The 24,032-nt window shown below is 72.1% G+C and carries 26 protein-coding genes and 1 pseudogene; 14 read left to right on the forward strand and 13 right to left on the reverse strand.

Annotated features, from left to right (window positions below; translation table 11 throughout):
* Positions 1-204: 204 nt before the first annotated feature.
* The 4 genes from ACWEKM_RS11900 to ACWEKM_RS11915 form a co-directional block, all read right to left on the reverse strand.
* Complete coding sequence (locus ACWEKM_RS11900; RefSeq protein WP_451621032.1) at positions 205-600, reverse strand: DUF6153 family protein; 396 nt, start codon at positions 598-600, stop codon at positions 205-207.
* Positions 601-854: 254 nt separating this feature from the next.
* Complete coding sequence (locus tag ACWEKM_RS11905) at positions 855-1,205, reverse strand: hypothetical protein (RefSeq protein WP_451621033.1); 351 nt, start codon at positions 1,203-1,205, stop codon at positions 855-857.
* 58 nt (positions 1,206-1,263) lie between these two features.
* Positions 1,264-2,430: a tetratricopeptide repeat protein gene (locus ACWEKM_RS11910; RefSeq protein ID WP_451621034.1), complete on the reverse strand. Its 1,167-nt coding sequence runs from the start codon at positions 2,428-2,430 to the stop codon at positions 1,264-1,266.
* Positions 2,431-2,502: 72 nt separating this feature from the next.
* The gene (locus tag ACWEKM_RS11915) at positions 2,503-5,379 is read right to left on the reverse strand and encodes a CHAT domain-containing protein (RefSeq protein WP_451621035.1); all 2,877 of its coding nucleotides are present in this window, start codon (positions 5,377-5,379) and stop codon (positions 2,503-2,505) included.
* 23 nt (positions 5,380-5,402) lie between these two features.
* Here ACWEKM_RS11915 and ACWEKM_RS11920 point away from each other — a divergent pair, with 23 nt between their 5' ends.
* The 4 genes from ACWEKM_RS11920 to ACWEKM_RS11935 all read left to right on the forward strand — a co-directional run bounded on the left by ACWEKM_RS11920 (position 5,403) and on the right by ACWEKM_RS11935 (position 8,082).
* Positions 5,403-5,771 carry a hypothetical protein gene (locus tag ACWEKM_RS11920; RefSeq protein WP_451621036.1) on the forward strand — a complete coding sequence of 123 codons (369 nt, stop codon included), beginning with the start codon at positions 5,403-5,405 and terminating at the stop codon, positions 5,769-5,771.
* Positions 5,768-6,658 (forward strand): hypothetical protein, encoded by an 891-nt coding sequence (locus tag ACWEKM_RS11925; protein WP_451621037.1) that lies wholly within the window; start codon positions 5,768-5,770, stop codon positions 6,656-6,658. Before ACWEKM_RS11920 ends, ACWEKM_RS11925 begins: the two co-directional genes overlap by 4 nt.
* Complete coding sequence (locus ACWEKM_RS11930) at positions 6,655-7,200, forward strand: hypothetical protein (protein WP_451621038.1); 546 nt, start codon at positions 6,655-6,657, stop codon at positions 7,198-7,200. The genes ACWEKM_RS11925 and ACWEKM_RS11930 overlap by 4 nt, the downstream gene beginning before the upstream one ends.
* A gap of 156 nt (positions 7,201-7,356) precedes the next feature.
* Positions 7,357-8,082, forward strand: a complete 726-nt coding sequence (locus tag ACWEKM_RS11935) for a lysophospholipid acyltransferase family protein (RefSeq protein WP_451621039.1) — start codon at positions 7,357-7,359, stop codon at positions 8,080-8,082.
* A gap of 210 nt (positions 8,083-8,292) precedes the next feature.
* On the opposite strand, the gene ACWEKM_RS11940 is transcribed toward ACWEKM_RS11935, so the two are convergent.
* The 4 genes and pseudogenes from ACWEKM_RS11940 to ACWEKM_RS11955 form a co-directional block, all read right to left on the reverse strand.
* Positions 8,293-9,888, reverse strand: a complete 1,596-nt coding sequence (locus ACWEKM_RS11940) for an alpha/beta hydrolase (RefSeq protein WP_451621040.1) — start codon at positions 9,886-9,888, stop codon at positions 8,293-8,295.
* Positions 9,889-10,007: 119 nt separating this feature from the next.
* Positions 10,008-10,433 (reverse strand): hypothetical protein, encoded by a 426-nt coding sequence (locus tag ACWEKM_RS11945; RefSeq protein WP_451621041.1) that lies wholly within the window; start codon positions 10,431-10,433, stop codon positions 10,008-10,010.
* A gap of 72 nt (positions 10,434-10,505) precedes the next feature.
* A pseudogene (locus ACWEKM_RS11950) lies at positions 10,506-10,637 on the reverse strand (GTP-binding protein); the annotation flags it as partial.
* A gap of 575 nt (positions 10,638-11,212) precedes the next feature.
* Positions 11,213-11,491, reverse strand: a complete 279-nt coding sequence (locus ACWEKM_RS11955; RefSeq protein WP_451621042.1) for a type II toxin-antitoxin system Phd/YefM family antitoxin — start codon at positions 11,489-11,491, stop codon at positions 11,213-11,215.
* Between the two features lie 137 nt (positions 11,492-11,628).
* Here ACWEKM_RS11955 and ACWEKM_RS11960 point away from each other — a divergent pair, with 137 nt between their 5' ends.
* The 3 genes from ACWEKM_RS11960 to ACWEKM_RS11970 all read left to right on the forward strand — a co-directional run bounded on the left by ACWEKM_RS11960 (position 11,629) and on the right by ACWEKM_RS11970 (position 13,614).
* Positions 11,629-12,261: an ATP-dependent Clp protease proteolytic subunit gene (locus tag ACWEKM_RS11960; protein WP_451621043.1), complete on the forward strand. Its 633-nt coding sequence runs from the start codon at positions 11,629-11,631 to the stop codon at positions 12,259-12,261.
* Between the two features lie 7 nt (positions 12,262-12,268).
* On the forward strand, positions 12,269-12,577 hold the full coding sequence (locus tag ACWEKM_RS11965) for a hypothetical protein (protein WP_451621044.1): 309 nt from the start codon (positions 12,269-12,271) through the stop codon (positions 12,575-12,577).
* 563 nt (positions 12,578-13,140) lie between these two features.
* Positions 13,141-13,614, forward strand: coding sequence for a C40 family peptidase (locus tag ACWEKM_RS11970; protein WP_451621045.1), 474 nt, complete (start codon positions 13,141-13,143; stop codon positions 13,612-13,614).
* A gap of 75 nt (positions 13,615-13,689) precedes the next feature.
* On the opposite strand, the gene ACWEKM_RS11975 is transcribed toward ACWEKM_RS11970, so the two are convergent.
* Complete coding sequence (locus ACWEKM_RS11975; RefSeq protein WP_451621046.1) at positions 13,690-14,148, reverse strand: ATP-binding protein; 459 nt, start codon at positions 14,146-14,148, stop codon at positions 13,690-13,692.
* Between the two features lie 212 nt (positions 14,149-14,360).
* Here ACWEKM_RS11975 and ACWEKM_RS11980 point away from each other — a divergent pair, with 212 nt between their 5' ends.
* Positions 14,361-15,230, forward strand: a complete 870-nt coding sequence (locus ACWEKM_RS11980) for a helix-turn-helix domain-containing protein (RefSeq protein ID WP_451621047.1) — start codon at positions 14,361-14,363, stop codon at positions 15,228-15,230.
* Positions 15,231-15,239: 9 nt separating this feature from the next.
* Entirely contained in the window at positions 15,240-15,464 is a 225-nt protein-coding gene (locus ACWEKM_RS11985; protein WP_451621048.1) for a DUF397 domain-containing protein, read from the forward strand.
* 85 nt (positions 15,465-15,549) lie between these two features.
* On the opposite strand, the gene ACWEKM_RS11990 is transcribed toward ACWEKM_RS11985, so the two are convergent.
* Positions 15,550-16,677, reverse strand: a complete 1,128-nt coding sequence (locus ACWEKM_RS11990; RefSeq protein ID WP_451621049.1) for an 8-amino-7-oxononanoate synthase — start codon at positions 16,675-16,677, stop codon at positions 15,550-15,552.
* A gap of 147 nt (positions 16,678-16,824) precedes the next feature.
* Here ACWEKM_RS11990 and bioB point away from each other — a divergent pair, with 147 nt between their 5' ends.
* The 4 genes from bioB (at position 16,825) to ACWEKM_RS12010 (ending at position 21,220) form a co-directional block, all read left to right on the forward strand.
* Positions 16,825-18,048 (forward strand): biotin synthase BioB, encoded by a 1,224-nt coding sequence (gene bioB / locus ACWEKM_RS11995; RefSeq protein ID WP_451621050.1) that lies wholly within the window; start codon positions 16,825-16,827, stop codon positions 18,046-18,048.
* Positions 18,041-19,321, forward strand: coding sequence for an adenosylmethionine--8-amino-7-oxononanoate transaminase (locus ACWEKM_RS12000; protein WP_451621051.1), 1,281 nt, complete (start codon positions 18,041-18,043; stop codon positions 19,319-19,321). The genes bioB and ACWEKM_RS12000 overlap by 8 nt, the downstream gene beginning before the upstream one ends.
* 1 nt (position 19,322) lies before the next feature.
* Positions 19,323-20,054: a dethiobiotin synthase gene (bioD, locus tag ACWEKM_RS12005; RefSeq protein WP_451621052.1), complete on the forward strand. Its 732-nt coding sequence runs from the start codon at positions 19,323-19,325 to the stop codon at positions 20,052-20,054.
* Positions 20,055-20,518: 464 nt separating this feature from the next.
* Positions 20,519-21,220 (forward strand): class I SAM-dependent methyltransferase, encoded by a 702-nt coding sequence (locus ACWEKM_RS12010; protein ID WP_451621053.1) that lies wholly within the window; start codon positions 20,519-20,521, stop codon positions 21,218-21,220.
* Here the strand turns inward: ACWEKM_RS12010 and ACWEKM_RS12015 are convergent, their stop codons facing one another.
* The 3 genes from ACWEKM_RS12015 to ACWEKM_RS12025 all read right to left on the reverse strand — a co-directional run bounded on the left by ACWEKM_RS12015 (position 21,221) and on the right by ACWEKM_RS12025 (position 23,063).
* Positions 21,221-21,595, reverse strand: a complete 375-nt coding sequence (locus ACWEKM_RS12015) for a fic family toxin-antitoxin system, toxin component (RefSeq protein ID WP_121891214.1) — start codon at positions 21,593-21,595, stop codon at positions 21,221-21,223.
* A gap of 4 nt (positions 21,596-21,599) precedes the next feature.
* Positions 21,600-21,842 carry a toxin-antitoxin system HicB family antitoxin gene (locus tag ACWEKM_RS12020; RefSeq protein ID WP_451621054.1) on the reverse strand — a complete coding sequence of 81 codons (243 nt, stop codon included), beginning with the start codon at positions 21,840-21,842 and terminating at the stop codon, positions 21,600-21,602.
* 63 nt (positions 21,843-21,905) lie between these two features.
* Complete coding sequence (locus tag ACWEKM_RS12025) at positions 21,906-23,063, reverse strand: acyltransferase family protein (protein ID WP_451621112.1); 1,158 nt, start codon at positions 23,061-23,063, stop codon at positions 21,906-21,908.
* Between the two features lie 250 nt (positions 23,064-23,313).
* Between ACWEKM_RS12025 and ACWEKM_RS12030 the strand changes: the two genes are divergently transcribed.
* Complete coding sequence (locus tag ACWEKM_RS12030) at positions 23,314-23,733, forward strand: GNAT family N-acetyltransferase (RefSeq protein ID WP_451621055.1); 420 nt, start codon at positions 23,314-23,316, stop codon at positions 23,731-23,733.
* Positions 23,734-24,032 lie beyond the last annotated feature (299 nt).

Below are 24,032 nucleotides of genomic sequence, written 5' to 3' on the forward strand. Positions count from 1 at the left end.
AGGGCGTGTTTCGAAAGTCCCGTCTGGCCCGCGACGCCTGGCACGGCACTCCCCCAGCCTTCGGCCGGGAGGTGCCCCCACGCCGCGTTGTCGGGATCATCCGCGTACGCCCAGTACGCGGACGACCCTCCGCCTTGCGATGCACCGCACCAGACGCCACGGGCCCCGCCCTCCGGGCGGACGACGCTACTTTCGAAACACGCCCTAGATCCGCAGGAGTTGGAGTTCCGCCAGGGACGGTGGCGCACGGGCCCCGTCGGGGGCCGCGGACGGGCATGAGCCGATCCGGTCGGTGGGAACGGCGGCGGTGACAGGGTGCGGGACGAGCGCGGGCAGGTCCGGTCCCCAACTCACGGCACCGGACGCACAGGTCGGGTCGGCGTGCCGTGCGTGGTGTCCGCCGCAGTGCCCGTCGTCGGGACAGTCCGGGTCGGCGGCGACCACGGCCGTAGCGCTCGGGGCAGGGCCGTGGGCCGGGCTCGCGGCGGCGCCGCCGGGAGCCAGCGCGTGCATGCCGAGCAGACCGGCCAGCAGCCCGAGTACGAGCAGCACCCGCCACCGCCGCGGGGGCGGATACGGGTACCGCTCGGTTCCGATCATCGCGCTCATCGTAGAGGTGCCGCCGCGGCGAGCCGGAATCGGCACGCTCTCCGCCTGCCGGACGGTCTTCCGGGCCTGCCGGACGGTCATCCGGCGCGCGGGATACGGTCATCGGCCGGTCAGGACATCGACGACGGTGCGGCGTCAGTCGCCGACCGGCCGGTCTGGCCGGTCCGTCCCCCGATTCCTCCGGACGGCCCTGATCTCCCTGGCCTCCCCTGCCGTGACGGCGCCCCTTACCTCGGTGCCCCGCGTCACCGGCGCCGGACTCGTCGCCGCAAGCTCCATCGGCTGCCCGGCCCCGTGGAGCAGTTGCCGTAGCCGCCCCTGCTAGGCGCGGCGAAGCCCGTCAGCCCCGACGTGTCCACGCCCACCGTGACGTTCCACGCCGGGCCGCCGTCGCCGCGCGCTTCGACGCCCGGGCTGTCCTCGTCGGCGAGGTACATCGGAAAGGTCGCCGGGGCGTCGAGCCGTAACGCGGTCGAGCCGTAACGCGCCCTTGCCTGACCTTCGGCCGCCGCGGGTGGCGAGAGCGGGCCGAGGACGGCGGCGAGGCTCGCCGACAGCGCGGCCGGACGTCTGGTGCACCGTATCCGTCGGAGCATGCGGGCACTGTGCCGACGATCACCGACGTACCCGGACGCCCGGCCGCCTACGGGACGGTCACCCGCCGAGCTGCGCGAGGATGCCGGTGAGTTCACGAACGCGCGGGTGGTCGGGGCCATGTGTGCCCCGGTAGCCGTCGATCGCGTCGCGCAGCAGCGGCACCGCCTCCGCGGTGCGGCCCTGGTTGGCCTTCATCGCCGCCAGGTCGACCTGGACCCCGAGGGTCCTGGCGTGCCGGGGGCCGTACGCCCGCCGGTAGCCTTCGAGCACCTCGGCGATCAGTGTCTCCGCTTCGGTGACGCGGCCGAGCCGGTTCAGGACGACCGCGTAGTTGTGCCGGGCGATCAGGGTGTCCGGATCCCGGTCGCCCTTCAGCCGCGACCGGGCGTCGACCAGTTCCCGGTACATCTCCAGCGCCTCGGCGTGCCTGCCCTGGTGGAGAAGCACGGCGGCGAGGTTGTGCCGTACGGTCAACGCCAGGTCGCTGCCGCCGTCGACGTCGGCCAGCATCGCCCGATAGCAGCGCTCGGCCTCGGCGAGCCGCTCGGGCGAGCCGCGTAACGTTCCCGCCAGGGTGTTCCGGCTGCTCAGCGTGTCCGAATGGGTGGCGCCGAGGGTGCGGGTGCGGCGGGCCACGGTGTCCCGCATCAGCCCTTCGGCCTCTTCCCGGCGGCCGAGGCCGAGCAGGACGTTCCCCAGGTTCGTCGCGATCGTCAGGGTCTGGGCGTCGTCCTGGCCGCGCAGCCGCTCCCACCCGGCCAGCGCCTGACGCAACCGCTGCTCGGCGAGCACGAGCTGACCTCCCTCTTGCAGGAGCCGAGTGAGGTCGTTCAGCGTCAGCAGCCTGTTCCCCTCGTCGTCCGCGCGGGCGGAGACCAGCCAGTTCAGCAGTTCGACGGCATCGCCGCGCCGGTCGGGTTTCCGCCCCAGGGCCACCGCGTACACATGGAGCGCGTGCAGGGTCTCCGGATGCTCAAGACCCAGCTCTTCGCGTTTGCGCTCGAACTCCGCGCCGGAGGCGAACTCCTGGGTCACCTTCAGCTTGACGTCGACCAGCGGCACGTCACCGGGCCGCTCGGTCACCTTGATCTCGGCACTGCCGAAGTCACCGACGATGTGGTCGGTGGTCTCCGACTGCTCCCTCTTCGTCTTCTTCCTGCCCCAGAACGCCACAACACCAGCTTGGCCGCAATGCGGGCCGGTGCCCAGGGGTTTGACGGTCACGTGACCCGACGGTCATGCGACCGTTCGGCGGTCGTCCGAACGTTCGGCGGTCATCTGAACGTCGTTGGAGGGTCATTGACCGGAATACAGGTACGCCGCCCACAGCGTCGGGGTCCTCGGATAGCGCTCCCGGCAGCGGCGCACGGCGTGGTGCAAGGCCGTCGCGACGTCCTCGCCGTCCGCGATCCCCTGGTGCAGGTCCACGGCGACCAGCCGGGCGACATGGTCGTTGACCTGCCACAGCGTGCCGACGACCTGCGGGTAGCCGGCGAGTTGGAAGGCCGACACCAGGTGCAGGCTCTCGTCCGGGATGCGGTGTGCGCCGAGCGACGTCTCGCACGCCGACAGCACCGCGAGCCGGACATGGGAGAGGTCCAGTGCGGACACGTCGAGCACGGACAGCGGACCGTCGTGCAGCAGCAGATGCCCGGCTGACGGGTCGTCTGGATCGCTCGTCGCGTGGCAGGCGAAGTGCGCCGACGCGTGCGACGCGAGCGCGGCGCGGACCGCGTCGGCCGTCGCCTGCGCGCCGGTCAGCCGGGTGGCCGGGGTCAGTGCGGCGATCCTGCTCGCCTCCCGCTCCGCGCTGCGCAGCGCCTTCGCCCCCGGCGCGTCCCCGATCGCCACTATCACCAGGTCCTCGTCCGCGCGGGCGTACCGGGCGCGGGCGTGCCGCAGGGCCCGCAGGGTCGGGGTGTAGGCGGAGACGGCCCGGTCGAGGACCGTCGTATCGCCCGGGAAGCGGCCGGCCGCGTGGAGGGGGAGCAACGCGAGCTGTCCCACCGGCGACCACCAGATCCGCGGCCAGGCACCGGACGGCGCCGCGGTGTGTCCGAGTCGTGTCAGCACCGGTTCGGCGATGACGTCCCACAGCCAGCCGAGCACCTGTGTGACGGTGAGCTGGGCCTCGGTCTCGCCCGCTCCAGGGCGGGTCGCCGCCCGCAGCGCGGCGCCGAACACGGCGGCCTGCTCCGCCACGGAGTCCGGTGTCACGCCCGGCAGTTCGACCACGGTGACGCCCGAGGGTTCGACGATGAGCGCGTCGCTGCGGAACCCGCTCACGTTGATGAGCACGACCGGTCCGTGCCGCGTGGACGCCAGGAGGTCGGGCAGCTCGGGCGGGGCGAGGAAGTCGCCGAACCCGGGCAGCGCGCGGGCCTCGTCGAGCAGGCGCCCCAGCCGGATGTCCAGGCCGTGCCGCTCGTCCGCCGCGGCGCCCAGCAGATGACCGGAGGGGGCCAGCCGGTCGAACGCGTCACGCAGCCGCGCGGCGAGTTCGGGTGCGGCGGCCCACAGCCGGGACAGATCGCTGCGGCTCTGCAGCACCTGCCCGCCGAGCACGCCGCGGCCGAGTTCCAGCAGCCGTACCGCCGTCCCCGGGTCGTCCGCCCCGAGGGCGCCGGCGGCCGCGTCGGCGGCGAGACCGTTGAGCTCCGCCAGCAACCGCTGCTGGTCGAGGCGGGCAAGACGCCGCGGCACCACGAGCGGCAGCAGGCCGACGGCGAATGCGTAGGCGTCCCGCGCCCGGCTCCAGTGTCCTGCCTCCGCCTCGGTGCGGGCCCATGCGCGGGCGGCCCTGATCCGGACGATCGGCTGCGCTTCCTCGGTGCGGGCCGCCTCGTGGAAGGCGTGCCCCGCCGCGGCGCGGACGCCGGGGTCCAGGCTCAGCTCGTACTGGGCGTACAGGGCGTCACCGTGGTTGATCTGGGCCGCGCCGCGCTCGGGGGTGTCGGGAGCGCTCGCCCGGACGGCGCTGCCCAGCGCCGTCACGGACCGGCCGAGCGCCGCGGGATCGCCGCTGAAGCGGTACTCGGACAGCCACACCCGGCCCAGGTTGCCCAGCGCCGCCATATGGTCCGAGCCGCCGTACGGCACCGTCTCGACGACCTCGGTGAAGGCGGTGACCGCCTGGGCCAGGTCGGACCGCAGCCGGGTGTGCAGGAACCGGTCGTGGTGGAGCAGCCCCAGCAGCAGCGGGATCGTGGCGTCCTTGCTGCCCCGGCCACGCGCGGACCGGCCGATCTCCACGGCTTGGTCCAGCAGTTCGATGTCGTGCGTCTGTTCCACCAGGTCGTGCACGGCGACCAGGTAGTTCTCGCATCGGTTGCCCCACGGGCGGGTGCCGGACGGGGTGGCCGCGAGCACCTCGCGCAGGAGATCCACGCCTTCCCGCAGTGCCGCGAGGTCACCGGTGTACCGGCCGCGGTCCCGCAGCGCGGCGGCGAGGTCGACCTTGAAGTCCGGCAGCAGGCCCGACGTGCTCGGGGCGCCCGCCACCGCGGCCCGCAGATACCCGACGGCCCTCTCCCGCACCGATTCGTCACCCGTGTGTTCGGCGGTGGTCTGCAGCACATCACCGAGCAGGTTGAGCCGCAGCAGGTGGTCGGGATCGCCGGTCGGTGACGCCCGGACGCTCTCGTCGAGGAGGCGGGCCGCGTCGAGCAGGGCGGTGCGGTCGTCGGTCAGTGCGTACCGCTGGTACAGGGCCCTGCCCAGCACGAACAGCACGGCCGGCCCGCGCGGCAGCCGTGCCGCCGACGCGACGGCCTCGTCGACATACGCCACGTCGCGGGTGTGCTCGGCCAGCACGAGCAGCGCCTCGGCCCGCATCGTGGCCGCCACCCGCCGGTCCTCCTCGTCCAGGTGCCCCATCGCCTCGTCGCATCCGGCGAGCGCCTCGTCGAGCGCCGACACCTCACCGAAGTACTGGAAGTGGTCCAGCAGCAGGGCACCGAGGTTGACCCGCAGCACATGGCGGATTGGGTGGTCCGGCAAGTATCCGATGGCGGTGCGCAGTTGGGCGATCCCCTCCAGCAGATCCGTCGGATCACCGGTGTGCCGGTGGCGGTCGCGCAGCCCCATGGCCAGGTCGAGCATGGCGTTCACCGAGCCCTCCGCGGCCCGCCGCCGGTTCCGTTCGATCTCGTTGTCGAAGGGTGTCGGGGTCACCACGCGAGGCTATCCTCACTACGGTGACCTGTGACCAACTCGCCGCACTGTGCGAGCGTTTGGCCGACGCCGCCGACGCGGTGCGGACCTCGCCGGAGATCCGGGCGCGTGCGGAGTCGATCGCCGACCGGGTCCGCGGCGGCGCCACGCCCGCCGAACTCGCCGACGACTTCGACGCCTTGGAAGATCTGCTGCTGCGGGCCGGACACGCGGCGGGGCTCAGCCCGGTCCGTACCTACGAGCGGCTGCCCGGCGGCGGTGACGGGCACCCGGTCCTCGCGGTCCTCGCCTGCCCCGGCGGTATCTGCTCCCGCATCGAGGCGCCGGGCGCGGTGCCGGTGGACTGCCCGGTGCACCGGCGGCCGATGGCCGTCACCAGGCTCAGGTCGTGACCCGGTTCCTGGAGGCACTGGGCGGCAAGCTGGCCGAACGCTGGCTCACCCTGCTGCTCGGCCCCAGTGTGCTGCTGATGAGTGTGGCCGCGGCCGGGGTGACGCTCGGGCACCGACGGTGGTACGACACCGGCCTGCTGCTCGACCGGCTCGACCGGCTGTCGGCACAGCCCGCGCTGCAGAACACCGGCACGCTGGTCCTCGTCCTGGCGGGGCTCCTCGCCGTCTCCGCGGGCCTCGGGCTGGCGGTCGGCGCGCTGGGCGCCGTGGTGGAACGGGTGTGGCTCGCCACCCGGCCCCGACGGCTCGCCGCCCGGCGCCGCCGGCGCTGGGATGCCGAGCGGCAGCGGTTCGACCACGCCCTGGTCGCGGCGGCCAGGGCCGAGCGCACCCCCGAGGCGGAAGCGGCCGCGGCGCGGGCCCGTGAGCTGAATGCCCGGCGCAACCGGATCAGCCTCGCGCCGCCCACCCATCCGTTCTGGCTGGGCGATCGGATCGCCGCGGTGGACACCCGCGTCTGGGAAACCTACCGGCTCGACCTCTCCTCGGCCTGGCCACGGCTGTGGCTGACGCTGCCCGAGGACGTGCGCGCCGAGATCGGCACGGCCCGCGGCCGGCTCGCCGCGGCCTCCCGGCTGGTGGCGTGGGCCCTCGGCTATTTCGCCGTGGGTGTCGTGTGGTGGCCTTCGGCGATCGTCGGCGTCGTCACCGCGGTGACGGCCTGGTGGCGGGCGCGGGCGGCGGGCGTGGTGTTCGCTGAGCTCGCCGAGTCGGCCGTCGACCTGCACGGCCGAGGACTCGCGGAAAGCCTCGGCATCCCGTGCGCAGGCCCGCTCACCGAGGACGTCGGCGCCGAGATCACCACATTGCTGAGGAAACGGATATGAGCCTCTTCTCCCGCCGCCGCGGGTCCGCCGACGCGCCGCCCCCGGACGACGAGGCGGTCCTGGTGATCGACCAGTACGCGTTGCCCCACCGGTCACCGCACTGGTACGGCCACGCGAACTACCATGTGCGGGTCTTTCGGCCCGTGACCGCGCCGCGGCCGGTCGTCATCATGGGCGACCTGGACAACGATCCCGTCGCCTCGATCACCAACAAGTGCCCCGAGGTCACGGCCATCGTGGCCGGCCTGGTGCTGGGCCACCCGGGTGTGCATCCCACCCGGCTGGAGGACCACGCCCGGTGGTTCACCTACTACGCCGCCGACGGTGGCATCGGCGAGAGGTTCTGCGAGGTGTACGACTTCGAGGCAGTGCCCGGCTACGAGCCTCCGCTGGTCGAACTCAGGTACCGGGACCTGCGGCGCGACGAGGCCGAGAACCTGGTGGGCGGCGGCCTCGGCAGGTGGCGGCGCCAGGAGTACACCGTCGCGGGGCTCCAGCGGCGCGGAGTCCGCGTGATGCGGGTGCACCCGGCGAGCCCGTGACGGAAGGCGCTTGCAGAAGACGGTTACTGATGACTCCAGGTGCACGTGGCACAACTTCCGTCGACTCCAGGTGCACGTGGGACAACTTCCGTGATCTCGGCGTCGGCCTGGGGAATGCCCAGTTCGAAGCGGGCCGGGCAACATGAGGGGCGAGCCGTGTTCTACTACCTGCTCAAGTACGTGCTGCTGGGGCCGCTGCTCAGGCTGGTCTTCCGGCCCCGCACGGAGGGGCTCGACCATGTGCCCGCGTCCGGGCCGGCCATCGTCGCCGGCAACCATCTCTCGTTCTCCGACCACTTCCTGATGCCCGCGATACTCAGACGGCGCATCACGTTCCTCGCCAAGGCCGAGTACTTCACCGGTCCGGGCGTCAAGGGCCGGCTGACCGCGTTCTTCTTCCGCAGCGCGGGCCAGATCCCGGTCGACCGCTCCGGCAAGGAGGCCGGCCGGGCCGCGATCCGCGAGGGCCTCGGCGTACTGCGCAGGGGCGAGCTGCTCGGCATCTACCCGGAGGGCACCCGCTCGCCCGACGGCCGTCTGTACAAGGGCAAGGTCGGTGTCGCCGTGATGGCGCTGAAGGCCGGTGTGCCGGTCGTGCCGTGCGCGATGATCGGCACCTTCGAGGCCCAGCCACCGGGCAAGGTCATCCCGAACGTGCACCCCGTCGTCATCCGCTTCGGCGAGCCGCTCGACTTCTCCCGGTACGCCGGCCTGGAGCACGAGAAGGCCGTCCTGCGCGCGGTCACCGACGAGATCATGTACGCGATCCTGACGCTGTCCGGGCAGGAGTACGTCGACCGGTACGCGGCCGTCGTCAAGGCGGAGCAGGCCGCGGCGGACGGCGCGAGGCAGCGGAGGTTTCCGCGGGCACCGCTGAGCTGAGCACCGACCCGGGCGTGGCCGTCGGCAGAACGGTCGCGGCCCGGCAGGACCGGGACCGTACGGTCGGCTGATGAGACGTGCTGTGGTGATCGAGGCGACGGGACGGATCGGCCGCCCCCCGGTTGACGCACTGGCAGGGGACGGCCGGGCCTGGCTGCGCGCACGGTGAGCGGGGCGGCCGGGAGGACGTCCCGGCCGCCCCTCAGCCGGTCAGGGCTTGGGCGTGGCGTGCGGTGCGCAGGTCAGGTCGGCGGCGTCGACCGTGCCGGTGAGCAGATAGGTGTCCACCCGGTCGTTGATGCAAGGGTTGACCAGCCCGGTCACCCCGTGCGAGCCGGCGTCCCGCTCGGTGATCAGGCGGGAGCCCTTGAAACGCTTGTGCAGTTCGACGGCGCCGGCGTACGGGGTGGCGGCGTCCCGGGTGGACTGCACGATGAGCACCGGGGGCAGCCCCTCGCCGGTGCGCACGTCGACGGGGGTCTGCTGCTTGACCGGCCAGGTGGCGCACGGCAAGTTCATCCAGGCGTTGGACCAGGTCAGGAACGGGTAGTCCCGGTGCAGCCGGGTGTTGTCCCGGTCCCATCGCCGCCAGCTGGTGGGCCACTTGGCGTCGGCGCACTCGACGGCCGTGTAGACCGCGTTGCCGTTCTCCGAGGAGATGTTCCCCGCGGTGTCGGACAGATCCGGGGCGGCGGCGTCCACCAGCGCCTGGGTGTCACCGGCGACGTACTTGCTGAACACCGTGGCGACCGGCACCCACGAGGAGTCGTAGTACGGGGCGCTCTGGAAGAAGGAGAGCAGCTCGGCCGGGCCGACGACCCCGCCGATGGGGTTCTTCTTGGCGGTGGCGCGCAGTTGGAGCCACTTGGCCTGGACGGCGGCGCGGGTGGTGCCGAGGTGGAAGGCGGCGTCGTTGGCGGCGACCCAGTCCTGCCAGTCCTGCCAGCGGCCCTCGAAGGCGATGTCCTGGCTGAGGTTGGCCTGGTACCAGATGTTGTCCCGGGCCGGGTCGACCACGCTGTCGACGACCATGCGGCGGACGTGCCCGGGGAACAGCGTGCCGTAGACGGCGCCCAGGTAGGTGCCGTAGGAGACGCCGAGGTAGTTGATCTTCTGCTCGCCGAGCGCGGCACGGACGACGTCCAGGTCGCGTGCGGTGTTCGGGGTGGTCATGTGCGGCAGCATCGTGCCGCTGCGTTCGTAGCAGCCGTCCGCGTACTCGCGGGCCAGCTTGCGCTGGGCGAGCTTGTCGGCCTCGGAGTCGGGCACCGGGTCGGCCTTGGGCGCCTTGACGAACTCCTGCGGGTCGATGCAGGAGATGGGCGCGGAGTGGCCGACACCGCGCGGGTCGAAGCCCACAAAGTCGTACGCCTTGGCCGTCTTCGCCCACACGGCGTTGTTGTTGGTGACCCGGGTCGGGAAGCGCAGCCCGGAGCCGCCCGGGCCGCCGGGGTTGTAGACGAGCGCGCCCTGACGCTCCTGCTGGGTGCCCGTGTTGCCGATGCGGTCGACGGCGAGCTTGATCTGCTTGCCGTACGGCTTGGCGTAGTCGAGCGGCACGGTCACCCAGCCGCACCGGATGGGCTTTGCAAGCCCCCAGTCGGCGGGGCAGTCCCGCCAGTCGATGCCCGTCCTCGCGGCCCGCTCGGCCGCGATCGCGGCGCCCCGGGCCTCGCGGTCCGGCCGGTGGCCCGAGGTGGCGGCGGCCGTGGGCGCCGAGACGGCGCCTGCTATCAGGGTCGCGGTGACGAGCGCTCCGGCCGAACCGAGTGCGAGTACGCGGTTCTTCGGTCTGTTGTCCCTCAAGTGAACCCTCCCCCTGCATCGCTGTGAATGTCATGCGAATGTCAGGGGGATCCTCGTCCCTGTAAGGAGCCTGGGAATAGGGGTCGTTGACCTTCTTTGCCAATCCGATAACCGGATGGTCACGTCCCGCTGAGCGGAGCGTCCTGACCGAACAGCATCAACTCCGCGTCCAGCACCCACCTTAGCCGCAGCCCGTCGACGGCCACGGCGCCCCACCGGCGCGGCGGGCCCGGCGAACGGAATGCTCGCCGCACCCTACCCAGGCATCGCGTCCGCATGCCCGGCCGGCGATTGGTCAACTCAGGCCGTACGACTTCGAGTTGGTTCCCGACGCGATGTTCCGCCAGGACATCGGGGCCGTCCCAGCCACCCGGCGCGCCGGGTCCGCAGGCCGACTCCTGGTCGAGCACCCCGCCCCCGGCGACCCGCACCGCCAACCGGCCGCTGAGCCGCCCCGGTTCCTCGCCCGCCCCGGCCGAGCACCTGCTCCTCACCCAGCACGAGACGGGCACGGCGGCGAGGTCGACCCGGGTGGTGAAGTACAAGCCCGCGGTCGCCCACGGAGATCAACGGCTCGGGCAGTCAGTGCAGTTCACCTCCGTCGGCGACGGTGATCCACGCGGGATCGGAGCCGAGACGTACGGCGCGAGGTCGGTCTTGCCGACCACGAGCAGATCGGCGGTGGTCACACCGGGGCCGCCGTCGCGCGGGATGTCGTCCCCGCCGACCACGTCGATGACGAAGAACTGCGGGGGCGCACCGGTCAGGGCCATCGGCGTCGTCCCGGCCCCGAAGCGGAATCCGCGCGGGGCGGCCCTGACGGCGAGCGCGCCGCCGCTCGACCTGGCCGGGATCGCGGCGCATTCGGCCGGCGCCCGGGCCGGGCCGGCCCGGCAGCCGCACAGTGGCCGCTCCCTCGGCCCTCGCCACCCCGGCAAGCCTGACCACGGCCAGGACCACGAACAACCGACTCGGGGTCAGCGCAGGGAACTGATGAGCGCGAGCCGCAGTACTCGGACTGACGACACCGGCCGGAAGCACCGCCTCGGCGGGGCTTGCGGGGCCGATCGGGCCCGCGGGCATCGGGGTCGGCGCGGGCCCGGTGACGCTGCTCGGCAACCCGTTCTCCGGCGCGGCCCGCACCCGGCGCCTTCTGTCGGCGCCGACCGGTGCCATCGGTCAGTGGCCGCCCACCAGAGGCAGGGGCGACCCCGTTGCGCCGGGTGCCCTTCTTCGACGGCGCGGCGGGCACCGGTCCCGCCCTCATCCTGACCTGGTGGGCGCCCCTGTCGCCGCGCGGCTCCCGGCTCGGCCGGTTGCGCGGCTATGAGCCGTCGGGCCTGCGGTGCTCGGCCGCGATGCCGAAGCGGCGCTGCCCACGGGACGCGCCCGTCACCTCGTGGACGCTGGAGACCGAGCTGACGACCTGCTCGTCCGCGGGCTCCGGGAGTTCTTCGAGCCGCTCCAGGTCGGCGGCGGAGACGAGGGCGACGAGAGGCTTGCCGTGGCGCGTCACGACGACGCGCTCACCGCCGTACACCACCCGGTTGATCAGATCGGCGAGTTCAGCCCTGGCTTGCGTCACCGGAATCTCGTAGGCCATGAATCCAGCTTACGGGGCTCCCCCGGACTCCCTCCCGGCCCGAGGACGCCGTACCCCCTTCCCCCACTCTGTACGTCCTGTACATTTTCTACAGAGAGCTTCGTCGGATGCGGCTTCGCCGCGAGGAGGGGTATGTCATGACAGGACCGTCCGCCCGCTATGTCCTGCCCGAGTTCACCGAGCGCACGAGCGCGGGTTCGCGCACGCTCGATCCGTACGCGAAGCTGCTGGAGGAGCGGATCGTCTTCCTGGGCACGCCGATCGACGACACCGCGGCGAACGACGTGATGGCGCAGTTCATGCACCTGGAGCACCACGCCCCGGACCAGGACATCTCGCTGTACGTCAACTCCCCCGGCGGCTCGTTCAGCGCGATGACGGCGATCTACGACACGATGCGGTACATCACCTGTGACGTGGAGACGATCTGCCTGGGGCAGGCCGGCTCCGCGGCGGCGGTGCTGATCGCGGCCGGCACGCCGGGCAAGCGGTTCACGCTGCCGGGCGCCCGGCTGCTGCTCCAGCAGCCGTCGCTGCCGCGGCCGGTGCGGGGTCAGCCGAGCGATCTCGTCATCGAGGCCGAGGAGTTGGTGCGCGTGCGCGCGCTCCAGGAGGAGATGCTGGTGCGCCACACCGGACGCACCCCGGAGCGGGTCCACGAGGACCTGGAGCGGGATCTGATCCTGGACGCGCCGGGCGCGCTGGAGTACGGGCTGGTGGACGGGATCATCCCGAGCCGCCGGGCCGCGCGCACGACGGACGCGGGGTGAGCCGCGGATGCTGCCGCCGGAACTGCCGCCGCTGCCCGCCCTGACCCGGGCCGAGAGCGAGTTGATCGACCGTTACCTGGAGACGGTCGACCTGCTGGGCCGGATCAACCCGGCACGGGCCGAGCACACCTACCACGGGCTGCGGGCCGCCCAGGCACTGGTACGCACCGCGGTGAAGTTACGGGACGCGCTGGCCCTGATGCACCACAGAGGCGAGAGCGAGTTGCACGCGGCCACCCTGACGCGGGCGCTGCGGGTGCTGGACGGCGAGCGGCGCACCGCCCGGGTCGTCGTACCGCCCGACGGCGCGGGCTGACGCGGGCGCACCCGGTCCCCGCGCGCCGCTGCGAGGTCGCGACCTCGCATGGTCGGGGACCGGTCCGAAACGGCCCAAACGACTTACCTCTGTTCGGCTCAGCCGAGTGTCCCTTTTCGGGACCGCGAGGGTGGCGTACGGCGCTTGCCCGTACGACCCGTCGAGGTGCTCCCGTGCTGGTCCGAGGGTGCGTCGACCCCTCGGTCAGGAATCGAACAGAGCGCTGTCCGCCCGAACGGGTGGATGGTGAGTAACGCCACAAATACCCGGTGCCGTTGGGATTTTCGGACAGTTGTGAGTGAAGATCCGTGTCCGACGACAAGCCCCCGCCACGGCGGCGGGGCGGTCCGGGCAGACGCCGAGTCCTGCCGCCGCCCGGATGACCGGTCGACAGGAGTGGATCGGCAGGAGTGGAGGACCCGAGCACGACGGGTCGCCGGAGCGGACGCCGTCCGTTCCGAGCAGCCAGCCCTTGGGGTGAAGCCGCGGCAACGCGGCCGGGCGACTTCGCCAGCCCGAATCCGACAGGTCATCCTTCACAGGCGGCTGACGAAGGGTTGCGCATGACCGCGCTCAATCGTGTCCCGTCACTGATGGCCCGAGCCGGTACGGCCTCGGCGCTGACCATCGCCGCCGTGGGCGGCTCGATCGTGGCCCCTGGCCTGGCACCCGACGCGGAGGCCGCCACCATGGCGACGAAGGCGCTTCGGATCGCGGCGTCCAAGAAAGGGTCCCCGTACCGGTGGGGCGCCACCGGACCGCGCAGGTTCGACTGCTCGGGGCTCACGCTGTACTCGTTCAAGAAGGCGGGCAAGGCCCTGCCGCGCACGGCCGCCCAGCAGTACAACAAGACGCGCCACATCTCGGCCAAGCACCGCAAGGCCGGAGACCTGGTGTTCTTCCATTCGGGCTCCTTCGTCTACCACGTCGGCATCTACGCGGGCCAGGGGAAGATCTGGCACGCCCCGAAATCCGGGGACGTGGTGCGGTTGCAGAAGATCTGGACGAGGAGCGTCTGGTACGGCCGGGTCAACTGACCCGGCCGAGGGGTGCGGCCGCCGTGAGCGGGCGGGCCGCATCCCGCGGTCCCGGCCCCGCCCAGTACCGAGGCGCTACGGCTCCTGCTGGCCCACCGCGGTGACCGGGTGGGCCGGTACGGTCCAGGGCAGTTCCACGCTGATGGTCTTGCCGCCCTCGCGGGTGGGCCGGACGCGCAGCTTGCCGCCGCATTCGGCGGTGAGCCAGCGGATGATGACCATGCCGCGGCCGTTGTCCTGCTGCACGGCCGCGGGAAGTCTCTTCGGGAAGCGCGGATGACTGTCGGTGACACCGATGCGCAGGTGCTCGTCACGGTCGAGCACCAGATCCACCGTGAAAGTGGGTGACTGACCGAAGGTGTGCTGTACGGCGTTGGTGGCCAGCTCGGAGACGATGAGACGGATCGTCTCGGCGGCTTCCGTGTGCGACGGCAGGCCCCACTCCACGAGGGTGCTCAGCACATGTGAGCGGGCCGCGGAGACCGAGGCGGGATCGCTCGGCAGAGTGATGGATGCTTCCAGATGGTCTGCCATGGCGATGCCGTCCCTTTCCCACGGGACCGCAGTCCGACACGGAGCGGATGGTTCGAGTACGGTCCCGGACTGGTGCTTCGTCGCCAGACTGCCATTACCGCTCCGGTCACAGGGTCGATCCACCAAGATATGCATATATCTGTCGCTCGAAGCGGTGAACTCTGCGACGGCAGACCGTATGTGAGCGGCTCGGAAGGAGTAAGGAGTAGCCCATGCAGCACGGTCCCGCGGTGCGCCGCCGGAAACTGGGCGCCGAACTGCGCGCCCTGCGCACCGGCGCGGGTCTCACCAGTGGTGAGGCGGCCCGGTTGTTGGGCTGGCACCAGTCGAAAGTGAGCCGCGTCGAGACGGGCGCGAGTGGCGTGAAACCGACCGACGTGCGGTTACTCCTCGACGCGTACGGCGTGCGGGACACCCAACTGTGCGAGTTGCTCATGGTGTTGGCGGGGTCGGAGGACGTGGGCGGCCGACACCGCTGGTGGCATGCCTACCGCGGCGTACTGCCACCCACGTACCGGGACTTCATCAGTTTGGAGTCGCAGGCCAGCGGGATGCGCACGCTGGAGACATCGGTCGTTCCGGGGCTGTTGCAGACACCCGAATACGCCCGCGCGGTGACCCGGGCGGCGGTGGACGGTCTCGACGAGGACCGGCTGGACACGCTGGTGGAGGTGCGGCTCGCCCGGCAGGACGTACTGCGCTCGCGGTCGCCGCTGGAGCTGACCGCCGTACTGGACGAGGCGGTACTGCGCCGCGAGGTCGGCGGACCGGACGTCATGGCACGGCAGTTGGAGCGGCTGACGGAGGCGGCGCGGCTGCCGCAGGTGAGGCTCCAGGTGTTGCCCTTTGCCGCCGGAGCGCACATCGGCATCACCGGGCCTTTCGTTATCTTCTCATTTCCGAGCACAGCTGATCTGGATGTTGTTGTTCTTGACCAATTGACGAGTAGCCTCTACCTCGAACGGAAAGAAGACCTCCGGGCCTATACAGACGCCTTCAACACCCTTCAGATCCGCGCCCTTTCCCCCAAGGACTCGTTGGATTACATCGCCGGGCTCGCCGGGATAGGCGACGGCGCATAAGGAGGCACCATGACCGCACTGCCGCGGAATGTACTTTCAACTGTCGAATTGCCCGAAGTGCGCTGGCTGCGCAGCAGCTACAGCACGGGAGCCAACAACTGCGTGGAGACGGCCCGGCCGCGCTCCGGTCCGCGGACCGGAGCGCTCGCCGTACGCGACTCCAAGGACCCGGCCGGACCCGCGCTGCTCTTCTCCCCCGAGAGCTGGGCGGGTTTCCTCGCCACGCTGCGCTGACCCCCGTACCGCCCAGTCCCGCCGACCGCTACTGTCCGCTACTGACCGTTTCCGCTCCGGTGACGCACGGCCGTGCCACGCCGACTCATGGTCGCGCCTCGCCGATCACCTGTACAGCGCGTTCGATCTCCGCCCCGGAGAGGTCCGCACGGGCGGTGAGCCTGAGCCGTGAGACACCGTCGGGCACGGAAGGAGGACGGAAACAGCCCACGGCCAGGCCGGCCGCACGGCAGTCCGCCGCCCAGCGGACGGCCTCCTCCGGGGACGGCGCGCGCACGGAGACGACCGCGGCGTCCGGGCGCACCGCTTCAAGACCCGCCGTGGTCAGCCGTGCGTGCAGCTCGGCGGCGACCGCACGCGCGCGTGCCGCCCGCTCGGGTTCGCGGCGCAGCAGGCGCAGGGCCGCGAGCGCAGCGCCGACCGCCGCGGGCGCGAGGCCCGTGTCGAAGATGAAGGTGCGGGCCGCGTTGACCAGGTGGTCGATCACCCGCGCGGGGCCGAGTACGGCGCCACCCTGACTGCCCAGAGACTTGGACAGCGTGGCCGTGACGACGACGTCGTCGGCGCCCGCGAGACCGGCCGCGTACGGGGCTCCCCGGCCGCCGTCCCCCAGCACGCCCAGCCCATGGGCGTCGTCCACCAGCAGCCCCGCGCCGTACTCCCGGCACGCCTCGGTGAGGGCCGCGAGCGGTGCGGCGTCCCCGTCGACCGAGAACACCGTGTCGGAGACGACGACCGCGGGCCCCTCGTGCGGGGCCAGCGCCTTGCGCACCGCCTCCGGGTGGGCGTGCCCGACCACCTGGGTGACGCCGCGTGCCAGCCGACAGCCGTCGATGAGGGACGCGTGGTTGCCCGCGTCGGAGACGATCAGTGAGCCGTGCGGTCCCAGCGTGGTGACCGCGGCGAGGTTCGCGGCGTATCCGGAGGAGAAGACCAGAGCCGCCTCGAAGCCGCAGAAGGCGGCCAGTTCGCGCTCCAGTTCGCTGTGCAGCCGAGTGGTCCCGGTGACCAGCCGGGAACCGGTGGCGCCGCCGCCCCAGGCGCGCGCGGCGTCGGCGGCGCCGGCGGCGACCTCCGGATGCCGGGCCAGGCCCAGGTAGTCGTTGCTCGCGAGATCGAGGAGCGGTGAGTCGGCGGGGCGGGGCCGCAGCGTGCGCACGAGTCCGGCCCGGCGGCGCAGCTCCGCCTGCTCGTCGATCCAGCCGAACGCCATGGCTCCTCCGGGGCATTTGTAGGCAGTGCACAGACCCTAGCCCGAGCACCGTCCGTCCACTGTGTGGCCATACCCACACATCGAACGGTCTCCGTTGTACGAACCCTCCTTGGCCCGGACCGCTTCGGCAGGGCAGGATCGGACCTCATGGACCTCCTGAACACGCTGGCGGACAAGGGCCTGCGCCGCGAGCCGCCGACCCGCGACGAGGCACTCGCCGTGCTCGCCACCTCCGACGACGACCTGCTCGACGTGGTGGCCGCGGCCGGCCGGGTGCGCCGGCACTGGTTCGGCCGACGCGTGAAACTCAACTATCTGGTCAATCTCAAGTCCGGCCTGTGTCCCGAGGACTGCTCCTACTGCTCGCAGCGGCTGGGCTCGACGGCCGGCATTCTGAAGTACACCTGGCTGGGGCCGGACGAGGCATCCGAGGCCGCCGCGGCGGGCCTGGCCGGCGGTGCCAAGCGGGTGTGTCTGGTGGCCAGCGGCCGGGGCCCGACGGACCGGGACGTGGACCGGGTCTCCGAGACGATCAGGACGATCAAGGAGCGGAACGAGGGCGTCGAGGTCTGCGCGTGCCTCGGTCTGCTCTCCGACGGTCAGGCCGAGCGGCTGCGCACGGCCGGGGCCGACGCCTACAACCACAACCTCAACACCTCCGAGGGCACGTACGCGGACATCACGACGACGCATACGTACGCCGATCGGGTGGAAACGGTGCAGAAGGCGCACGCGGCGGGGCTCTCCCCGTGCTCCGGGCTGATCGCGGGCATGGGCGAGAGCGACGCGGACCTGGTCGACGTGGTCTTCGCGCTGCGCGAGCTGGACCCGGACTCGGTGCCGGTGAACTTCCTGATCCCGTTCGAGGGCACCCCGCTCGCCAAGGAGTGGAACCTCACGCCGCAGCACTGTCTGCGCATCCTCGCGATGGTCCGGTTCGTCTGCCCCGACGTCGAGGTCCGCGTCTCCGGTGGTCGCGAGGTACACCTGCGCACCCTGCAGCCGCTCGCACTGCACCTGGCCAACTCCCTCTTCCTCGGCGACTACCTCACCAGCGAGGGCCAGGCGGGCAAGGCCGACCTGGAGATGATCGCGGATGCCGGGTTCGTGGTGGAGGGCGCCGACGAGGTGACGCTGCCGGAGCACCGGACAGCGGGCACGTACGGCTGCGCATCGCACACCGAGGCGGGCTGCGGATCGCAGGCGGAGGCGGGCTGCGGGTCACACGCCGAGGCGGGCTGCGGATCGCACGAGGGCGCGGGGGTGTGCGGTTCCGCGGCGGCCGCTGCGCCGAAGGCGAACGAGGCGCGCACCGACCTGGTCGCGGTCCGCCGTCGGGGCCCCGGAACGGACCTCGCGCCCAATGCCTGACCTCGGCGTCCCCGCGCTGCTGGAACTGGACCGGCGGCATGTGTGGCATCCGTACGGCCCGATGCCCGGGCGCGCCGAACCGCTCGTCGTGGCGTCGGCGAGCGGGGTCCGACTGCGACTGGCCGACGGCTCGGGCGAGTTGGTCGACGGCATGTCGTCCTGGTGGTCGGCGATCCACGGCTACAACCACCCGGTGCTCAACGAGGCCGCGCGGGGCCAGCTGGAGCGGATGAGCCATGTGATGTTCGGCGGGCTCACGCACGAGCCCGCCGTCCGGCTCGCGAAGCTCCTTGTCGATATGTCGCCGGACGGCCTTGAGCATGTCTTCCTCGCCGACTCCGGCTCGGTCTCGGTCGAGGTCGCGGTCAAGATGTGCCTGCAGTACTGGCGCTCGCTCGGCCGCCCGCTCAAGAGTCGGCTGCTGACCTGGCGGGGCGGCTACCACGGTGACACCTGGCAGCCGATGTCCGTGTGCGACCCCGAGGGCGGGATGCACGAGCTGTGGAGCGGGGTGCTGCCGCGGCAGATCTTCGCGGACCCGCCGCCGACCGGGTACGAGGAGGCGTACGCCGAGCGGCTGCGCGAGCTGATCGGGCGGCACGCGGACGAACTGGCCGCCGTGATCGTGGAGCCGGTGGTGCAGGGCGCGGGCGGGATGCGGTTCCACTCCCCCGAGTATCTGCGGGTGCTGCGCGAGGCGTGCGACGCGCACGACGTGCTGTTGGTGTTCGACGAGATCGCGACCGGATTCGGCCGGACGGGCGCGCTGTTCGCCGCGGAGCACGCGGCGGTGACGCCGGATGTGATGTGCGTGGGCAAGGCGCTGACCGGCGGCTATCTGACGATGGCGGCGACGCTGTGCACCTCCCGGGTGGCGGACGGGATCTCCCGCGGCGAGGTTCCGGTGCTCGCGCACGGGCCGACGTTCATGGGCAATCCGCTGGCCGCCGCCGTGGCCTGCGCGTCGATCGAGCTGCTGCTCGGGCAGGACTGGCGCGCGGAGGTCGGGCGGATCGAGACGGGCCTGCGGGCCGGCCTCGCCCCGGCCGCGGACCTGCCCGGGGTGCGTGACATACGGGTCCTGGGCGCCATCGGCGTGGTGCAGCTCGACCACGAGGTGGACATGGCGGCGGCCACCGCGGCGGCCGTGCGCGCGGGCGTGTGGCTGCGGCCGTTCCGCGACCTGGTCTACACGATGCCGCCGTATGTCACCGGGGACGAGGACGTGGCACGGATCGCCCGCGCGGTGTGCGCGGCGGCGCGGGAGGGTTGACATGCCGGTACTGGTGATCACGGGCACGGGTACGGAGGTCGGCAAGACGGTCACGACCGCGGCGGTGGCCGCCGCCGCGCTCGGGGCCGGCCGGTCGGTGGCCGTGCTGAAGGCCGCGCAGACGGGGGTGGGGCCGGGCGAGCGCGGGGACGCGGACGAGGTGGCGCGGCTCGCGGGCGCGGTGACGGCGACCGAACTGGCCCGCTACCCCGAGCCGTTGGCGCCGGGGACGGCGGCCCGACGGGCGGGCCTGGCCCCCGTGCGTCCGTACGAGGTGGCCGAGGCCGCCGCCAAGTTGGCCACCGAGCACGATCTGGTGCTGGTCGAGGGGGCGGGCGGGCTGCTCGTGCGGTTCGACGCGGCGGGGGGCACGCTGGCGGACGCGGCCCGGCTGCTGGCGGCGCCGGTCCTGGTGGTCGCCTCGGCCGGTCTGGGCACGTTGAACACGACCGAGCTGACGGCACGTGAACTGCGTTTCCGCGCCATCGAGTTGCTCGGTGTGGTGATCGGCAGCTGGCCGAAGTCCGCGGATCTCGCCTCGCGCTGCAATCTCGTGGACCTGCCGGAGGTGGCGGGCGCCCCGCTGCTCGGCGCCCTGCCTGCCGGGGCCGGCGCGCTGCCACCGCGCGACTTCCGCAGGGCGGCCCCGACGTGGCTGTCGCCCCGCCTGGAGGGCACCTGGGACGCGGCCTCGTTCCGCACCCGGGAGGCGCCCCCCGCGGGCCACGGCTGAGGGCGCCGCGGGCCGACAATCGTCCGGCCCGGGTCCGGGCCCGGGAGAGACCGACCCGCGTCGCCCCTGGTCGACCAGGAACGCGGGCGCGGCGACGCACACCCGGCCGCGCGCCGAGCGCCCCCGATCACCGACCGCGATCGCGCGGCGCGATAGGGCGGCACCGGGGCACCGACGGGCGCGGGACGGACGACCCGAAGCCACCCCCGCCCAACCGACCGACCACCCTCGCACCCCCACGATGACCAGGGGGGAGCACGCCGAACCAGACCCGTCGGCGTGACAGTGCCCGCTCAAGTACCGCACCGCAACGTGTACTCACCTTCCCAGTGCCCGACACGGTCGGCCCACCCGCCTGCGCGGCGGCAGGGCGAGGTCGGCGGGTGCGGTGGGGGGCCGCGGGGGACAATCTCTCTGGACTCGTCCGTACGGGAGCCCGCACCCGTCCTGTTGGGGAGGTCGTCATGTCGCTGCGGTCCGGTGGTTCGGGCAAGGTGGCGCGGGACGCCGTCCACCACCCGGTGTTCGCCCGCTGCTACGCCCGGGTGAGCGTGAACGCGGAGACCCGGCTGGGGATGGCCGCGATCCGTGACCGGCTGCTCGCGGGGCTGTCCGGCCGGGTCATCGAGATCGGCGCGGGCAACGGGCTGAACTTCGCCCACTACCCGAGCGCCGTCTCGGAGGTGGTCGCGATCGAACCGGAGCGCCTGCTGCGGCAGTTGGCCGTGGACGCGGCGCTGCGCAGCGAGGTGCCGGTCGACGTGGTGCCGGGCGTGGCGGAGGCGCTGCCGGTGAAGAGCGAGGCGTTCGACGCGGCCGTACTGTGCCTGGTGCTGTGCAGTGTCCGTGATGTGGCGCGTGCCCTCGGGGAGGTGCGCCGCGTCCTGCGCCCCGGCGGCGAACTGCGGTTCTTCGAGCACGGCCGGGGCGGCGGCCGGGCGATGCTCCTGACCCAGCGGGTCCTCGACCGGACGCTGTGGCCGCGGTTGAGCGGCGGCTGCCATCTGTCCCGCGAGCCGGTCGCCGCGCTCAGGGACGCGGGGTACGCCCTCGGCCCGTACCGGCGGACGCTGATGCCGGAGACGGGGCCGCGGCTGCCCACCTCGTACTTCGTACTGGGCACCGCCCGGCGCCCGGGGTCCGGGCGGTCGCCGTCCGAGGCGTGATCACAGGGTCCACTGCCGCAGCTCCCGCGCGATGTCGGACACCGACACCTCCCCGTCCTTGACCAGCCGGGCCAGATCGCGGACCCGTTCCGGCGAGGTGGCGACCTTGAGGCCGCTGGCGACGAGATAGGCGTAGGCCACGGCGGAGGCGAACAGGGCGTTGGAGCGCTCCAGCGCGGGGACGTGGATCAGCAGCTGGAGCAGGGCGGCGGCACGGGCGTGCGGGCCCTCGTAGACGGGGATGTCGAATATCTCGGCCCGGTGCCGGGCGACCGCGGCGACCAGCGCGCCCCAGTCGGTGACCTGGGGGTCCCCCGGCGTCTTCTGTTCGGCGAGCATGAGGAGCCAGGCGAGGTCGATGCTCAGGTCGTTCAACGGATCAGCGCCGGCCCTCGCCCCGACCGGTCCCGCGGCCCTCGTCGAACTCCTCCGCGAACACGCCCTCGTACTGCTTCATGAAGTCGGCGGCGGCCTCCACGAAGGTGCGGCCGGCCTCCCCGGTGTCCTTCCGGACCAGCTCTTCTATGTAGCGGTTGACGCTCATGCCGCGGGCCTGGGCGCGCTCGCGGGCGGCTCGGGCGGTGCCCTCGTCCACCCGCACGTTCAGCTGGGTCTTGGCCATACCCCGAAGCTAGCGCCGGACCGCTAGCGGCGGCAAGCGGTCGCCCGGGGCAGGGAGGGTTCGCTAGCGGGCGGCTCTCGCGAACGACGCGTCCAGTCCGCTCTTCAGCACCCGGGCCACCGGGCGCTCGACGAACCGGTGCACCAGCCAGCTCAGCACCAGGAAGGCCGCGATCACGACGGCGACCACCAGCCGGACGTCCATGGCGTCGCGCAGGCGGTGGATCAGCGTCGTACCGGCCACGTAGTGCATCAGATAGAGCGGGTAGGTCAGACAGCCGGCGGTGACCAGCCACTTCCAGCGGATACGGTCGGTCAGGCCGAGCGCGACGGCCACCATGATCAGCAGGAACACGGTGAAGATCAGCACGGCTCCGCGCCAGCTGGAGACACCCTCGTACGCCGCCCGCATCCCCAGCTCGCGCTGGCCCATCAGCCATGCCATGGCCAGGATGCCCCAGAGCATCAGGTCCTGGCCGAAGCGGTGCATGAGGTAGAGGGCGAGGCCGGCGATGAAGTACCAGGCACCGGTCGGGTCGGCCACCAGTTCCAGCAGCGGCAGCTCGGCGACCGGCGCGAGCATCGCCGCCGCGCCCCACACGCAGCAGAACACCACGACCCTGCGGTACGTCAGGCCCATGGCGACGACAACCAGGAAGAGCAGATAGAAACGCAGCTCCGACCAGAGGGTCCAGTAGACGGGGTCGACGTTCGGCACACCCGAACCGGCCTGCAGCATCGTGAGGTTGACCAGGACGTCGCGGATCGCCAGCCGGTCCCACACGCCGGGCAGCGCCACGAGCACGCCCGTGGTGAGGACGACGGCGCACCAGTACGCCGGATAGAGACGGATCACCCGGGAGACGAAGAACTGGCGCGGGGTGCGGCCCCAGCACGACATGCAGATGACGAAGCCGCTGATCACGAAGAAGATCTCGACGCCGATCCAGCCGAAGGAGGCGAACCGGAACACCGTGGGCATCAGGTCGGACACCGGCCGGTCCCAGATCGCGTTGCCCGGCTGGTCCACCCGCTTGGTGCCGGCGTAGTGGTGCAGCACCACCATCAGGGCGGCGACCAGGCGGATGCCGTCGACGACGTACAGCCGAGGGCGGCCCCGCCCGGCGGCCACGCGCTGCGGGGCGGGGGCCGGTCGGGGCGGAGGCTCGGCGACCGAGACGCCGCCGGTGGATGTCGGCGAGCTTCCGTGCACATCGTGCATCAGGGCTAAGCCATCCCTCATGAGACAATCCCAGGCCTTGTGACCCACGGACGGCTCACGCTACGTCCATGCCTTCCGCGTCATAGGGGGCAGGGAAGAATAAATCACGCACGCCACGACAGAGAGTTACCACATCTCTCACTGGACGGACATGCAACGTTCCCCGCTGCTTCATCTCCACTCACTGCGCGGACAGCACACCCGCGGAAACCGTTCGCCGGGCGGGCGGGTGCTCTGTTTGGCTCGCCACATGAGCGATCTTCGTATCCGTTGCGCCGCCCACACCGACATCGACGCCGTGCTGCGGTTCTGGCGCGGGGCCGCGGAAGGCACCAGCATCAGCGACGACCACGACGGAGTCGGCCGCCTCATCGCACGCGACCCCGAAGCCCTGCTCCTCGCGGAGCGCGACGAACTCCTCGTCGGTACGGTGATAGCCGGCTTCGACGGCTGGCGGTGCTCCGCCTACCGGCTGGCCGTGCACCCGGAGCACCGTCGGCAGGGCATCGCCACCGCCCTGCTCGAAGCGGCCGAACAGCGCTTCGCCGCCCTCGGTGGGCGACGCGTGGACGCCATGGTCCTGGAGGCCAATGAGCGGGCCCAGCACGCCTGGGCCGCGGCCGGCTACCACCGCGAGGACCATTGGCGGCGCTGGGTCAAGCCGCTGTAGGCGGGAGTTGGCGGGAGTTGACCGCACAGCGTGCGCCCGGTCCGCGCGGGAGGTGCGCCCTTACGTGTGCCCTTCCCCTCACCCGACAACCGCTTTTGCTCGTCCTTTACCATTGGAGCAACGTGGGGGCCGCCCGGTCCCCATTCCCCATCCCCGGTGACCCGGTACCCCAGTGACCCGGTACCCCAGTGACCTGGTGGCCCGGTACCCCAGTGACGAAAGGTGTGAGCGTCCGCCCATGGACGAGCCTCCCAGTCCGCGACATCGCGCGATCCTCCCTGCCCTGGCCGATCATGGGA

This window comes from Streptomyces sp. NPDC004752 (genome assembly GCF_053601275.1).

What these genes read in the sequence shown, in the direction of transcription:
- ACWEKM_RS11900 (WP_451621032.1), bottom strand. Translation starts at nt 600, where the DNA reads ATGATCGGAACCGAGCGGTACCCGTATCCGCCCCCGCGGCGGTGGCGG.
- ACWEKM_RS11905 (WP_451621033.1), bottom strand. Translation starts at nt 1,205, where the DNA reads ATGCTCCGACGGATACGGTGCACCAGACGTCCGGCCGCGCTGTCGGCG.
- ACWEKM_RS11930 (WP_451621038.1), top strand. Translation starts at nt 6,655, where the DNA reads ATGAGCCTCTTCTCCCGCCGCCGCGGGTCCGCCGACGCGCCGCCCCCG.
- ACWEKM_RS11955 (WP_451621042.1), bottom strand. Translation starts at nt 11,491, where the DNA reads ATGGCCTACGAGATTCCGGTGACGCAAGCCAGGGCTGAACTCGCCGAT.
- ACWEKM_RS11960 (WP_451621043.1), top strand. Translation starts at nt 11,629, where the DNA reads ATGACAGGACCGTCCGCCCGCTATGTCCTGCCCGAGTTCACCGAGCGC.
- ACWEKM_RS11965 (WP_451621044.1), top strand. Translation starts at nt 12,269, where the DNA reads ATGCTGCCGCCGGAACTGCCGCCGCTGCCCGCCCTGACCCGGGCCGAG.
- ACWEKM_RS11970 (WP_451621045.1), top strand. Translation starts at nt 13,141, where the DNA reads ATGACCGCGCTCAATCGTGTCCCGTCACTGATGGCCCGAGCCGGTACG.
- ACWEKM_RS11975 (WP_451621046.1), bottom strand. Translation starts at nt 14,148, where the DNA reads ATGGCAGACCATCTGGAAGCATCCATCACTCTGCCGAGCGATCCCGCC.
- ACWEKM_RS11980 (WP_451621047.1), top strand. Translation starts at nt 14,361, where the DNA reads ATGCAGCACGGTCCCGCGGTGCGCCGCCGGAAACTGGGCGCCGAACTG.
- ACWEKM_RS11985 (WP_451621048.1), top strand. Translation starts at nt 15,240, where the DNA reads ATGACCGCACTGCCGCGGAATGTACTTTCAACTGTCGAATTGCCCGAA.
- ACWEKM_RS11990 (WP_451621049.1), bottom strand. Translation starts at nt 16,677, where the DNA reads ATGGCGTTCGGCTGGATCGACGAGCAGGCGGAGCTGCGCCGCCGGGCC.
- bioB (WP_451621050.1), top strand. Translation starts at nt 16,825, where the DNA reads ATGGACCTCCTGAACACGCTGGCGGACAAGGGCCTGCGCCGCGAGCCG.
- ACWEKM_RS12000 (WP_451621051.1), top strand. Translation starts at nt 18,041, where the DNA reads ATGCCTGACCTCGGCGTCCCCGCGCTGCTGGAACTGGACCGGCGGCAT.
- bioD (WP_451621052.1), top strand. Translation starts at nt 19,323, where the DNA reads ATGCCGGTACTGGTGATCACGGGCACGGGTACGGAGGTCGGCAAGACG.
- ACWEKM_RS12010 (WP_451621053.1), top strand. Translation starts at nt 20,519, where the DNA reads ATGTCGCTGCGGTCCGGTGGTTCGGGCAAGGTGGCGCGGGACGCCGTC.
- ACWEKM_RS12020 (WP_451621054.1), bottom strand. Translation starts at nt 21,842, where the DNA reads ATGGCCAAGACCCAGCTGAACGTGCGGGTGGACGAGGGCACCGCCCGA.
- ACWEKM_RS12025 (WP_451621112.1), bottom strand. Translation starts at nt 23,063, where the DNA reads ATGCACGATGTGCACGGAAGCTCGCCGACATCCACCGGCGGCGTCTCG.
- ACWEKM_RS12030 (WP_451621055.1), top strand. Translation starts at nt 23,314, where the DNA reads ATGAGCGATCTTCGTATCCGTTGCGCCGCCCACACCGACATCGACGCC.